The 13,343-nt window shown below is 36.2% G+C and carries 14 protein-coding genes; 6 read left to right on the plus strand and 8 right to left on the minus strand.

The window, feature by feature from the left end; all coding sequences use genetic code 11:
- The first annotated feature begins 51 nt into the window (after window positions 1-51).
- Window positions 52-1,304, plus strand: a protein-coding gene (locus DDF69_RS21095; protein ID WP_114822321.1) for an IS3 family transposase whose coding sequence is annotated in 2 segments (ribosomal slippage) — window positions 52-379 and window positions 379-1,304 — 1,254 coding nt in all. Because the reading frame shifts where the segments join, the coding sequence is not laid out codon by codon here.
- A 68-nt stretch (window positions 1,305-1,372) separates the two neighbouring features.
- Here DDF69_RS21095 and DDF69_RS21100 read toward each other — a convergent pair.
- From DDF69_RS21100 to DDF69_RS21115, 4 genes are all read right to left on the minus strand, one after another.
- A complete protein-coding gene (locus DDF69_RS21100; protein ID WP_114822522.1) occupies window positions 1,373-1,948 on the minus strand; it encodes a hypothetical protein in 576 nt (191 codons plus the stop codon).
- Between the two features lie 171 nt (window positions 1,949-2,119).
- Window positions 2,120-3,157, minus strand: coding sequence for a peptidylprolyl isomerase (locus DDF69_RS21105; RefSeq protein ID WP_228412073.1), 1,038 nt, complete (start codon window positions 3,155-3,157; stop codon window positions 2,120-2,122).
- An 81-nt stretch (window positions 3,158-3,238) separates the two neighbouring features.
- The gene (locus DDF69_RS21110; protein ID WP_114822523.1) at window positions 3,239-3,751 is read right to left on the minus strand and encodes an FKBP-type peptidyl-prolyl cis-trans isomerase; all 513 of its coding nucleotides are present in this window, start codon (window positions 3,749-3,751) and stop codon (window positions 3,239-3,241) included.
- 170 nt (window positions 3,752-3,921) lie between these two features.
- Complete coding sequence (locus DDF69_RS21115; RefSeq protein WP_114822524.1) at window positions 3,922-4,992, minus strand: branched-chain amino acid aminotransferase; 1,071 nt, start codon at window positions 4,990-4,992, stop codon at window positions 3,922-3,924.
- 85 nt (window positions 4,993-5,077) lie between these two features.
- On the opposite strand from DDF69_RS21115, the gene mnmD reads away from it, so the two are divergent.
- Both mnmD and DDF69_RS21125 read left to right on the plus strand, forming a co-directional pair.
- Complete coding sequence (gene mnmD / locus DDF69_RS21120; protein ID WP_047431425.1) at window positions 5,078-5,752, plus strand: tRNA (5-methylaminomethyl-2-thiouridine)(34)-methyltransferase MnmD; 675 nt, start codon at window positions 5,078-5,080, stop codon at window positions 5,750-5,752.
- Window positions 5,753-5,963: 211 nt separating this feature from the next.
- Complete coding sequence (locus tag DDF69_RS21125; protein WP_079241390.1) at window positions 5,964-6,380, plus strand: NUDIX domain-containing protein; 417 nt, start codon at window positions 5,964-5,966, stop codon at window positions 6,378-6,380.
- A 25-nt stretch (window positions 6,381-6,405) separates the two neighbouring features.
- On the opposite strand, the gene DDF69_RS21130 is transcribed toward DDF69_RS21125, so the two are convergent.
- A complete protein-coding gene (locus tag DDF69_RS21130) occupies window positions 6,406-7,110 on the minus strand; it encodes a DUF4294 domain-containing protein (protein ID WP_114822525.1) in 705 nt (234 codons plus the stop codon).
- Between the two features lie 51 nt (window positions 7,111-7,161).
- On the opposite strand from DDF69_RS21130, the gene DDF69_RS21135 reads away from it, so the two are divergent.
- Complete coding sequence (locus tag DDF69_RS21135) at window positions 7,162-8,235, plus strand: M42 family peptidase (RefSeq protein WP_062670358.1); 1,074 nt, start codon at window positions 7,162-7,164, stop codon at window positions 8,233-8,235.
- 340 nt (window positions 8,236-8,575) lie between these two features.
- On the plus strand, window positions 8,576-9,226 hold the full coding sequence (rpe, locus tag DDF69_RS21145; protein ID WP_034698534.1) for a ribulose-phosphate 3-epimerase: 651 nt from the start codon (window positions 8,576-8,578) through the stop codon (window positions 9,224-9,226).
- 206 nt (window positions 9,227-9,432) lie between these two features.
- Here rpe and DDF69_RS21150 read toward each other — a convergent pair whose 3' ends face one another.
- Genes DDF69_RS21150 through DDF69_RS21160 form a run of 3 tightly spaced genes read right to left on the minus strand, consistent with a single transcriptional unit; the run spans window position 9,433 to window position 11,278 of the window.
- Window positions 9,433-9,918 carry a DUF1772 domain-containing protein gene (locus tag DDF69_RS21150; RefSeq protein ID WP_228412071.1) on the minus strand — a complete coding sequence of 162 codons (486 nt, stop codon included), beginning with the start codon at window positions 9,916-9,918 and terminating at the stop codon, window positions 9,433-9,435.
- Window positions 9,919-9,955: 37 nt separating this feature from the next.
- The gene (locus DDF69_RS21155; RefSeq protein ID WP_114822528.1) at window positions 9,956-11,053 is read right to left on the minus strand and encodes a DUF692 family multinuclear iron-containing protein; all 1,098 of its coding nucleotides are present in this window, start codon (window positions 11,051-11,053) and stop codon (window positions 9,956-9,958) included.
- A 3-nt stretch (window positions 11,054-11,056) separates the two neighbouring features.
- Window positions 11,057-11,278, minus strand: coding sequence for a hypothetical protein (locus DDF69_RS21160; RefSeq protein ID WP_114822529.1), 222 nt, complete (start codon window positions 11,276-11,278; stop codon window positions 11,057-11,059).
- 154 nt (window positions 11,279-11,432) lie between these two features.
- Here DDF69_RS21160 and DDF69_RS21165 point away from each other — a divergent pair, with 154 nt between their 5' ends.
- Window positions 11,433-13,280, plus strand: a complete 1,848-nt coding sequence (locus DDF69_RS21165) for an alpha-L-fucosidase (RefSeq protein ID WP_114822530.1) — start codon at window positions 11,433-11,435, stop codon at window positions 13,278-13,280.
- The last annotated feature ends 63 nt before the right edge of the window (window positions 13,281-13,343 follow it).

Consider the following 13,343-nt stretch of genomic DNA (forward strand, 5'->3'; position numbering starts at 1 on the left):
TGTCTCGTCCTGAAAAAGGTTGACTAAAAAACCATAAAATTAGTCACCCTTATGAATCTAAAAAAAACATCGTCCCCTGTCCAAGAATACAGTGAGGCATTCAAACGACAAGTTGTCTCTGAATATGAACGGGGATTATATACAAAATCCCAATTGCAAACTCGATACAATATTCGGGGTAATTCATGCATTTCAAGTTGGTTAATAAAATATGGTAACTTTACTTATGAAAAACAATTAAGTAAAGGCAGACCTATGAAAGATCCACAGAAACAAAAGATTAAAGAGCTTGAAGCTGCTTTATCCAAAAAGGAAGAAGAGCTCAAAGTGTTTAAGAGATTTATAGAAATCGCAGAGCGTGAGTTGAAGATTGAAATTGTAAAAAAGTCTGGTTCCAATCAATCCAGGAAATAAGGCCGTATACAAATCTTTCACTGGAAGATATCTGCCGATTGTTTGGATACAGTAAACAAGCTTATTATAAAAGGAAGAAACAGCCTGATTCTATCAATAATCAAAAAAGGATTATAGAACTGGTATTATCAATTCGTAAGAAGATGCCTAAAATAGGGACTCGAAAACTTTATGTATTACTTAAAAATGATTTTTCAAAAGAGGATCTTCGTATAGGAAGAGATCGGCTATTTCAACTTTTAAGATCGAATTATCTTTTAATTCCCAGAAGACACAGTTATTTTAAAACAACCAATTCCAGACATTGGATGAAGAAATACCCGAATATTATTAAAGAAAAGGAGTTGAAATGTTCAGAAAAAGTTTGGGTTGCAGATATTACCTATCTGAAGACTAAAGAGAAAAATTATTATCTTCATTTGATTACCGATGCCTATTCAAAGAAAATTGTAGGATATGAACTAAGTGATAATTTACAGACTGCCTCCACATTGAAAGCATTAAAACAAGCCATAAAGAACAGGGTGTATAAACATTCTTTAATTCATCATTCAGACAGAGGATTGCAGTATTGTAGTAAAGAATATACTGAAACGTTAAGGAAAAGTGATATTCTTATCAGTATGACCGAGAACTCGGATCCTTATGAGAATGCTGTAGCAGAGAGGGTAAACGGCATTCTGAAATATGAGTTTGGATTGATTGATACTTTTGAAAACTTTAAGAATCTCTCACAGCAGCTTGATCAATCAATTTATTATTATAATAATTTAAGACCTCATTTTTCCCTAAATTATAACATCCCTAGCCAAGTGCATATGAAAAATAACGTGAAATTAAAAACATACAAAAAACAAAATCAGAATAGGAAAATTCCTACTCTGATCTAAGTATATTTGAAATATTAAACTAGTCAACCTTTTTCAGGACTAGTCATAAAAAATTAATACTTTCAACTTTAAAACTTATCCAGAATTTTCTTAGGTAAAATTTTCACCAGTTCTTTTTTATATTCCTTTTCAAGCATCACAAATTTCCATGCCTTTTTATCTTTTGAAACCGCACAGGCTTTCATACTGGCATTGATGAGATATGAACCTTCGTTGGCCAGGTACTTCACATTGTTTGTGCCATACTTAGCGGTTAAGGCATTGGTCATTTTCTTTTTCATCTCATCGTTTAAGGAACTGACATTACATTTCAGTTTCAAAATATAAGGGGTAATAGAAAAATATTCACCGGTAATGAGTTCAGGTTTCTCAATATTTCCAAAATTTACATCCTGTACTTCAATTTTCATGAATGGATTATTGTAAGTCATATTCAAAATCTGCGTCATCTGCTCTTTTGAAACTATGGTGAAGAATTTTGGATAGATACAGCTTACTGCCTGCTCTATCTGTTTAGATTGAATACTGTTGACAAAATAAGTAAGTGATTTTTTTATCGTTGGGTCATCAGGATTGGCCTTAGTCTGTGAAAAAGTCATAGATGACAGCAGAACAAACAGAAACAGAAGTGATTTGGTTTTCATGGTTGAATGGTTATTATAAAATTTGAAAATTACTTTTACCGGAAAAGCTGTTAATCTTTCCAGCTACTAAAATGGGTCGTAGCCTATACACCAATCGTTACAGAATATATTTGAACGAAATAAAAAAAGCCATCCTTTCGGACGGCTTTTGATACTATTTTGAAGATTCAATTATTTTACTTTTACAAGCTCAACATCGAAAACTAACCAGGAATTTGGCGGGATCACTCCTCCTGCTCCTCTTTCTCCGTAAGCCATTGCTGGCGGGATCAATAATGTAGCAGTTTCACCTTCTTTCAATAACAGGATACCTTCATCCCATCCTTTGATTACTCTTCCCATTCCGATTGGAATTTCGATTGGTTCGTTTCTCTTGAATGAAGAATCAAATTCAGTTCCGTCTACCAATTTACCTGCATAGTGTACAGATACGTTGTCACCAGCTTTTGGAGCTTTTCCGCCAGCTGTTTTTGTGATTTTATAATAAAGACCAGATTCAGTTTTTTGCATACCAGCTTTCAGGTTTTCAACCAATTTCTCCTGGTTAGCTTTGAACTCTTCTTCTCTTTTCTTTTTTTCAGCTTCTTCTTTAGCGATGAAAGCTTTGTTGTTTTCTGCGATTTTAGCTTTTCCTTCGTTGAAAGTTTTAGCTGCATCGTAATGCTTATACTCATCACCTTTGCTGAAAACAGAAACTTTTTCTAAAACGATATCCGTTTTAGGTTTATCCTGAGCTCCTTTTTCAACGTTAGCAATAGCGTCAATTACCTCATTTCCTTTTACCACTTTTCCGAAGATCGTATGTCTTCCATCTAACCAAGGCGTAGCTACTTCTGTGATAAAGAACTGAGATCCGTTTGAATTAGGTCCGGAGTTCGCCATAGAAAGAATTCCCTTCCCTGTGTGCTTAAGGTCGTTTTTCTCATCCTCGAATTTATATCCAGGATCTCCCATTCCAGTTCCCTGAGGATCACCACCCTGGATCATGAAATCTTTGATTACTCTGTGGAAAATAGTTCCGTCATAGTAAGGAACTCCTTTAGCCTTAGCTTTGTTGTCGATTTTCCCTTCTGCAAGACCGATAAAGTTGGCTACAGTTACTGGTGCTTTTTTGTCTTCAAATTTTACAATCAGGTTACCTTTTGTAGTTTGAAGATTGGCATAAAGTCCGTCATTAAGACCTTCGTAAGTTTCTTTGTCTACGTTCATTTTTTTATAAATTGGGGTACAACTCATCAGCGAAATACTTGCCGCTGCCAGAATTATATTCTTGTTAAACAATTTCATGTATTATAATGCTTTTAATTTTATGATTAATGGAATATCGTTGTCTATTTTTTTTTCGTCTCCGTACGTTCCGTAGGCCAAAGAAGACGGTACCAAAAGAGTTACTTCCTCTCCATCACGTATAAAACGCAAAGCGTTTTCCACTGCTCTCAGTTCATCAAAGTGCCCGAATCTGGCATCTCTTCTTTCAAAAGGCTGATCGTAGATTTTCGTCTGATCAAAATCATACAGATCATAAGAATAGGAAACTGTAGTTTCATCTTTCCTTCTTTCCCTTTGATCATAACCTTCTACCGTTACCCAATAATTAAGCTGCGTAGGATAATACTTCACAGACTGACCGCTGATCCAATCCTGAATCTGCTCTCTTTCTATGACATTCAAATTTTTCATCCTGTTCTTGGAAACATCCAGATCTTTTTGGCTTAAAACCCCGCCTACAGGAGGATGGGCCGTCTGTGCATTTCTGTTGCAGCTCAACAGGCTTATGGCTGATATGAAGAGTATTTTTTTCATAAACTTTTGCGAAAATACACATTTCGCGAATCAATTACAAAACTTGACCCAGAAATATGTAAATGTTGTAAGGCATTGATCTCCGCCAAAACGTTTCGTATATTTTAGTACATACATAGATACGAAAAAGCCGGGAAAAACCCGGCTTTCATATTGTTATATCAATACTATTATACTGTTTCCAAAGCGTGATCTACCATCACTCTCCATCCGAATGGATCTTCAGACAGGTTGTTTTGAAGATCTACCAAATCTTTCTTAAGAAGAGCTGCGTAGCTTTCTTCATCTGACAATCTTGGAAGCTCAAGTTTTTCACCCTGGTATCCTAAAGCCTGGAACTGTGTAGTTACTACTGCTGTACCTACTCCCCATACTTCTTTAAGCTCCCCATTCTTTAAAGCTTCAATCACTGTTTTCACAGGAATTGGCTCAACTTTTACTTCAATACCTCTTTTCTTAGCTAACTGGATGAAGCTGTCTCTTGTTACTCCGTCAAGGATTTTCTCAGACGTCGGAGGTGTATAGATGGTATCGTTAATTCTTACAAATACATTCATTGTACCACTCTCTTCAAAATATTCGTGAGTAGCATCATCCGTCCAGATGATTTGCTCATACCCTTCTTCAATGGCCAACTGAGTTGGATAGAAAGAAGCAGCATAGTTACCTGCAGCTTTTGCAGATCCTACTCCTCCGTTTGCAGCTCTTGAATAGTGATCAGAGATTTTCACAGATACCGGCTCAGAATAGTAGCTCTTCGCAGGTGTTGCAACGATGGCAAACATATATTTATTAGATACTCTTGCTTTCAAAGCTTCTTCTGTAGCAAAAATCAAAGGTCTGATATAAAGAGACATTCCTTCCCCCTGTGGAATCCACTCTCTGTCAATATCTACTAACGCCTTTAATCCGTCTAAAAACATTTCTTCAGTCACTTCCGGCATAGCAAGACGCTTCGCTGACTTATTGATACGTTCAAAATTCTTTTCTGGCCTGAAAAGGAAAACCTGCCCGTCTTTGTCTTTATAGGCTTTCATACCTTCAAAACAAGCTTGTCCATAGTTTACTCCCATCATGGCAGGTGTAAATGGAATCGGACCGTAAGGAACTAATTTTACATCACCCCATTTCCCATCTTCGTACTCACAAATGATCATATGATCAATAAAAGTACCACCAAATGAAAAATTGTTAGGGTCAAATGTAGAAATTCTGGAGTTTTCAGTTTTTTGAATTATCATTTTTTAAAATTTTTACGATGTTCTACAAATTTAACATAATTTTCTAAATATAAAAATTTTAGAGTAAATTTGACAAAAAAATAGCTTGAAAAGAGAAATAAAGACCACAAACGACGGAAGTAAAACATTGTTTATCAATGATTTAAATGAAAACTACCATTCTCATCACGGAGCCCTGCAGGAAGCCGAACACGTGTTTATCAAAAATGGACTTAATTTGATAAATGATTGCGAAATTAATATTTTAGAACTCGGTTTTGGAACAGGTTTGAATGTTTTGGTAACAATTAATGAATATTTAAAAACTGACAAAAATCATGTCATCAATTATTTTTCGCTCGAAAAATACCCCATAAATGAATCCGAAGTTAAGGATTTGGCTTACTTTGAACTTTTCGATAACCCAGAGTTTAAAAATATTTATCAGAAAATTCATCTGGCAGATTGGGAAAAGTCAGTAGAAATCATTAGTGGATTCAATTTAAAAAAGATAGAATGTGATTTTTTCGACCTGAAAGACATTGATCTGCCAAAAATCAACCTCGTCTATTTCGACTGTTTTGGAGCCAGAGTACAGCCAGACCTTTGGGAAAAGCCATTATTCGAACTGGTTTCTGACAAAATGGCCATTAACGGATTATTAACCACCTACTCATCTAAAGGCAGCGTAAGAAGAATTCTTCAGGAGCTGAATTTCCAGGTCGAGAAAAAACAGGGACCTCCAGGAAAGAGAGAGATGATTAATGCAATTAAGTTGTAGAAGGAAGCTTGAAGATGGAAGCTGGATGTTTACAGCCGAGTACTTAATTAATTTTGATTTTTTATTTTAAAACAACAATTAATATATAAGATGCATTGATTCATATTATTAAAATAGATAGTATTAAACTTCCAGTTTCAAGCTTCCAACTTCCGGCTTTTTCCAACAAAATTCCTTACATTAGCTATACAAAATATTATACATTATATATATGATAGATAAGATCAACATCAGAGTGTATGCATGTGCAGTAAAAGATAAACAAGTTCTGACTCTATTTGAAGAATATGCCGGCGAGCCTTTAATGAAATTTCCGGGCGGCGGATTGGAATACGGTGAAGGAGTACTGGAATGTCTGCATCGCGAGTTTGATGAAGAACTGAATGTAAAAATCAATGTGCTGGAGCATTTCTATACTCAGGAAAACTTTCTGGTATCGCGTTTCAAAGAAAATGAGCAGCTTCTTACCATATATTATATAGTAGACATCGTTAACGAGGAAGACTTTATTATTTTGGATCCCTGCATCGAAAAAACAGAATGGATTGATATCGACAGACCGGATAATCCTTTTCCTCTGCCCATAGATAAAATTGTATTTGACAAATTAAAAGAAAAATTCCTGTAAGTATTCTTACAGGAATTTTATTATATTATTTCTTTACTTTAAAATCGTTCGCTCCGGGATAAGGCTGGAGATAACCGGAATTCCAATTAGACTGCAGTAATGATTCTATGAATTCATCACTTCTGTTGCTATGAGGATCATAGCGTTCTTTCAAATCAATATCAGCCATTTTTCCTTTTACATTCCACCAGAAAGCACTCCATCCGCCTCTTAATTCTTTGATAATCTCAAATACGTTTTTTCCGGTTGCCCTGTTCATCAGCTTTGCAAAAACCTGTCCTTCAGTAGTTGTAAGATCTCTTAATTGTTTTTCATATTGATCAGCAAGCATATTTTGTCTTTCTCTTACAAACTTTCTTTTGGCTTTGCTGTCCAGATCAGTCATATCTTTCTGTATATCTCTGTACTGCTGCAATGCGGTAACAAATAACGGATATACTCTGTAGAGCTTTTTATTCAGAAAATAATAGTAATTCTTATCCAGCTGATTGTTAAACCTCGGTTTATTAACCAAAACCAGCTCATCTAATACTACTACCGGTTCGCCATTGATCTCATACACTTTGATCTTTTGCTGTTCGTCGTAATAATATTTATTCCCAAATTCATCCACTTTCAGGGATTCAGGCGGATACTGATTGAGTGGTTTTGCCACTATTCCATCTTTCTGACCAAAAACACTGACTCCAAAAAAGAAGATAAAAAGGCAGATAATCTTACTAAAATTCATTATTTTTACACTTATAAGAAGAAAAATTAAACGCAAAAATCATTCCTTTTTATGAAATTTGAAAAGAAATCTTTGAAATTTTTAGAGAAATATTTAAACACATCATCTCCAACAGGTTACGAACACAAAGGACAAGAAGTCTGGATGGACTACATCAGACCTTATGTGGATAAAATAGAAGTAGATCATTACGGAACCTGCTACGGAATCATCAATCCTGAAGCTGAATTTAAGGTAGTGATTGAGGCACACGCTGATGAGATATCATGGTATGTCAATTATATTACAGATGACGGATTGATCTACGTCATCAGAAACGGAGGTTCAGATCAGACCATCGCCCCTTCAAAAGTGGTTCATATTCACGGTGAAAACGGAATTGTAAAAGGAGTATTCGGATGGCCTGCGATTCATACCAGAACCAACCAGAATGAGCCTACTCCAAAAATCGAGAATATCTTCATCGACTGTGGCGCTACTTCTAAAAAAGAGGTAGAAGAAATGGGAATCTTTGTAGGATGTATGATCACCTATCCGGATGAATTCTTTGAAATGAATGACAGATATTTTGTCTGCAGAGCCCTGGATAACAGAATCGGCGGTTTTATGATTGCTGAAGTAGCCAGACTTTTAAAAGAAAATAAGAAATCAATCCCATTCGGGCTTTATATTACCAACTCCGTACAGGAAGAAGTAGGTTTATACGGAGCAGACATGATTGCTGACACCATCAAACCGAATATTGCCATTGTAACAGATGTTACCCATGACACTACCACTCCAATGATTGAAAAGAAAAAAGAAGGAGATCAGAAATGTGGTGCCGGGCCGGTAGTATTCTTCGCTCCAAGCGTTCACCACACCATCAGAGAACTGATTATTGATACTGCAAAGACCAAGAAAATTCCTTTCCAGAGAGCTGCCGCCAGCAGAGCAACGGGAACTGACACAGATGCCTTCGCCCATTCCAACGGCGGAGTACCAAGTGCTTTAATTTCCTTACCTTTGCGATATATGCATACTACGGTAGAAATGGTATCTAAAGAAGATGTAGGTAATGTCATTAAACTTATCTATGAAACAGTTCTTAAGATCAAGCCGGAAATGAAACTGAAGTATCATTAATTACAATGAAAAAGGTCTTTTATCATCTGATCCGGAAACCAACTTTTATATCGGTTTTAACTGCTGTCTTTTTTAGTTACATCATCTTTCTGGCTGTATATAAAATATTTGATCCTCCCAAAATAGGGTCGGCATATAATATGATTCTTGAGATGTTGTTAATTGTCAGCGTTGTACCTTTAGGATTATTTATAATTGACAGATTATTAGTTATTAAAATTAACAATATCAAATTAACAATCATTGAGGCTATTCTATTCGGAGGTATTTCTCTGTATTATTTTTTGGTTGTTAATCCATTTTAAAGAAAGAAATCTAAGTAAAAGTATAAAAAGTAAAAATGAAAACGAAGCTTATTGCTCCATCCCTTTTATCAGCAGACTTTGGGAATCTGCAGAGAGACATTGAAATGCTGAACAATTCTCAGGCCGACTGGTTCCACATTGATGTCATGGACGGAAGATTTGTTCCTAACATTTCTTTTGGTTTTCCGGTAATGAAAACCGTTCAGCAGCATGCTAAAAAATTTGTAGATGTTCACCTGATGATCGTGGAACCTGAGAAATATGTTGATGAATTCATCAACCATGGTGCTGATCTTGTTTCTGTACATTATGAGGCATGTACTCATCTTCACAGAACTATTCATCACATTCAGAGCAAAGGAGCAAAAGCAGGTGTTGTTTTAAATCCTTCTACTCCGGTATTAATGCTTGAAGACATTATTGCAGATGTAGATCTTGTATTATTAATGAGTGTAAATCCAGGATTTGGAGGACAGAAGTTCATTGAAAATACTTACAAAAAGATTGCAGAAACCAAGGATCTGATCTTAAGTAACAACTCTACCGCACTTATCGAGGTAGACGGAGGAGTAAATCTTGACAACGCTTCTAAATTATTTGAAGCCGGAGCTGATGTTCTTGTTGCAGGAAATGCTGTTTTCTCAGCGGAAAGTCCGGAAAGAACCATTGAACTTTTAAAGATATAAAAGGATCAAAAATAATAAACAAAAGGCAGCCATTGGCTGCCTTTTCTCTTGTTTGGAAATTTAAGTCGTCTTGGTTATAATCTTTTTTTCAACTTATTTGAAAATGTTTAAAACTATCTTGCTAACAACACAAAGATCTGAATTAAACCAGACGTACACATCGGTAGAAATACGTAATTTAATAATAGGTATTTTCACTTAATCCATTATAATTCTTTATGCCAGACACAGGCGCAAACTACAAAAATGATCGAAATAACTGAAAAGACTGTTCTGATATTATTCAGAAAATTCCATCTGTTTTCAAAATTTTCCCGCATCTGTCTGATGGCTTCTGCTGTAGAATTGGAAATATCAAATTTATCTAAAGCGTCATTCATCGGAACATTTCCGGCAACTGTTACACCGAAAACACCAATCAGATAAGCCAGTGTGGCCAAAAGAAGAAAGATAAAAACAGGCTGCTGGCTCCGGAGCAAAAATGTAGCTACAGGAAGAAAAATCAACGTTCCCATAAAGCTCATAAAGAAAACGGGGTTCAGAATTTCACGGTTAATATTCTGCATCGCCTTGAGATATTCTGTATCAGAAAGTTTTCCCAGCCCCAGAACAACCGAGCACGAATAAGCATAGAAAAGTCCTCCTATCAGAGCAGTGAGGACAGCGGTAATGATCAATACTAATGTTGTCATTTTCATATATTTTGATTTTGGTTATCAGAGAATAGAATTAATAGGGATTCCATTTTTTAATGATATTCTGGGCAGTAAGAATCATTTCAGCATCCCAGTTTTCTGTTTTGAAATAATGAAGGTCCAGATCCTTAATGGTTTCAACATTTGCATTATCATACAGAAGTCGGGTAAGCTTTGACTGCTCTTCATGTAAAAGCAAATCTTCCAGAGGTTTAGCAGAAAATTTAAGTTTCTCTTTACACCAACCGTTTTGTTCCCTCAGCTTCAGGTCTGAAGTTTCAATGATTGTTCTGACTTTATTAAAATCTTCCAAAAAATTATTCCTTTCTTCTTCTGTTTTCAAAGTGTGCCCTAGTCTTTCAATGATAATATATTCCAGATTTGAACATTTTTTCATCACAGAGGGCAACACAGAAAGGATATCTTTAGGGATGACATCATCATGAGTATCCCTTCTCATCTGCTTTTTTCCATATACGCTATCCTGCCAGCTTCCTCCGGAAAGATGAATTTCTTTTACCTTGTCCAGGGGATACAAATCAATGATTTCGTGCATCTCTAATTCGAAATTACAGGACTGGCAGTAAATATTATGAAGATCAAGAATCAGAAAGCCATGGGTATCTTCCGTAAGCTTGTCAAGAAAAACGCCTTGTTCTTTAACATCTTCAATAGAAAATGAGAATGCCAGATTTTCTATCCCGACAGGAATACTTACAGCATCCTGAAGTCTGTATAATCTGTCTTTTCCTATTTGTAAAGTTTTGGAATGTAAAGATACCGGCAATGGTACTCCCTGATGAAAATTCTCAGTGTTCATGAACCCAAAATGTTCCGTGATATGATTGTATTTACGCAGGCGTACCTCTTCTTTAAGTTTTTTTAACCATTCTTCCTGCCTTTCAGTCCATCTTGCATCAAATAAAGAATAATAAACCCCATGTCCTATCAAGCGGTTATTTTCAGCGTAGAAATTCAACAGATCCCGAAGCCAATCCGGCTCATTGGTATGATAAAGGGTATCAAAAGACCATTCCATCACTTCGATGGAATTATCCTGTAATAATGGCAAAATAGCAGAAACAAAATCCGGTTCCGCCATCATGGATACTCCTAACATTGGCTTTCTCATCTTCTACCCCATTCCGCAAGCAGGACAACCATGACCACGAAGCACAAGGGTATCTTTTTTAACAACCGGCTTGGGTGTTCCCGGTTTTTTCTTTTCAGCCGTATCCGTGGAAGTCGCTTTCTTTACTTTTTTAACAGGCTTTTTCGTTTTAGCTTCAGGTTTAGTAGTCTGTGCAGATACCCCTACCGCTAATAAACTCGCCATTAATATTGCTGGAATTTTCATAATTTCTTTTTTCAGATAATTTTACAATAAACGTTCCATTTATAAAAATACAATAATAAGAAACGTTTTGATAACAATTATCAGTAAATATCCGAAACTATTCTACTCTGTAATGTTTTCTTTATCTATATTTAATGTTAAAATAAATCTATATATGAAAAGCAGTCTGATTAAAGCTGTTTTCCTTGGATTGATATTATCTGCACATAGTATCGATGCACAGGTTCAGGCGGTTGACAACAGCAAAAAAATGGAATGGTTCAACAAAGCAAAACTGGGAATTTTTATTCATTGGGGAATCTACTCTGTCGATGGAATCTCAGAATCCTGGTCATTCTTCAATAATTATATTAATCACGAAAATTATATGAAACAGCTGAATGGTTTTTCAGCTTCAAAATATCAGCCTGAGCAATGGGTAAACCTTATTAAGGAATCCGGAGCAAAATATGCTGTCATTACCACAAAACATCATGACGGAGTTTCACTATGGAATTCAGGAGCAGAAAAAGCAACAACTATCCCTCAAAATTCTTTGGCTAAAAAAGATGTGCTAACTCCTTTTGTTTCCGCTCTGAAAAAATCAGGATTAAAAACAGGGCTTTATTTTTCGTTGCCGGATTGGAGCCATCCGTATTATGATATCAATACCCGGACAAAAAAACGCTACGAGCTCAAAAATGATCCAAAGCGCTGGCAGAATTTTATCAGCTATTATCAAGGTCAGCTCAATGAACTTTCTTCCCAATATTCCCCGGATCTTCTTTGGTTCGATGGAGACTGGGAGCATACTTCCGAAGAATGGAAAGCGGCTCAGACCCTGGATTTACTCAAAAAATACAATTCTAATATTATCATCAATTCAAGGCTCAATCATCACGGAGATTATGATACTCCTGAGCAGGGCATTCCTGTTGTTCCACCACAAAATCCGTACTGGGAGCTTTGCTACACCATGAATGATTCCTGGGGATATCAGCCTTTTGATAAAAATTACAAAACCCCCAATATGATTGTCAGAACCCTGGCAGATGTAATTAGCATGGGAGGAAATCTCCTTCTTGATATGGGTCCGAAATCCGATGGAACGATTCCTGAAGAACAAATTGAGATTCTGAAAAACCTGGGGAGATGGACGTCAAAAAACCAGCATGCCATCTATGAAACCACCCGCGGTATTCCTTTTGACAATTATAAAGGGAAATCTTCTTTGTCGACCTCTAAAAAATCTTTATTTCTTTATCTGGAAGAAACCAAAAAATTCACAAAAATTTACGGACTGGCAACAAAACCTCTTTCAGTAAAGATCATCGGAGATCCGGCAGCTGTTATTACAATGGATTATAATGCTGAGAAAACACTGACACTGAATTTCTCCAATGTAAAATTTGACAAAGATGTCACTGTGGCAGAAATTACTTTTGACAGCCCTCCTTCATTTTTGACCGATTTTAAGAAGGAAAAATATTCTCTTCCCGAAATACTTGAAAGCAAAAATATCCAGGAAGCCGTCTATGATATCGCCAATGCTCTGAACGATGATCAGAATTTAGTTACCCATGAAGGTCTTACCCAAGATGGCCTTGACATGAAAATTAAGAAAACGTCTAAAACAAATCCGGAAACCATCGAATGGATAAGCAAGCATGCTGAAGCTTTATTTGAGACAGGAAAAGGACTTCCGGCTGGTCATTACTCAGGAATGAGTGCTCTATCAAAAGACAAACAGACGCTTTATCTTTTTGTTGAAGGAGCACCTACCGGCCCTATTGCTCTGAAGGGAATAAAAAATGAGATTGCCAGAATAAGAGTAGTTGGCGAAGGTACTATGCTGCCTCATACCATCTACAACAAGCTGTACTGGAGCGACAGACCGGGAATTATTTATATTGACGTTCCAAAGGAAAAATTGGATAAGCAAATGACCGTCATTGCTGTCTTACTGAATAAACCTCTGGAACTCTACAGAGAAAATGTGGGAGCTATCGAAAACAATCTTTAGTATATCTTAAAGATCAATTCATATAAAAACAAAATCCGGAGAAAATTCTCCGGATTTTTTATT

It is taken from the genome of Chryseobacterium sp. KLBC 52 (assembly GCF_003347605.1).
In the GTDB taxonomy this organism is placed as follows: Bacteria; Bacteroidota; Bacteroidia; order Flavobacteriales; family Weeksellaceae; genus Chryseobacterium.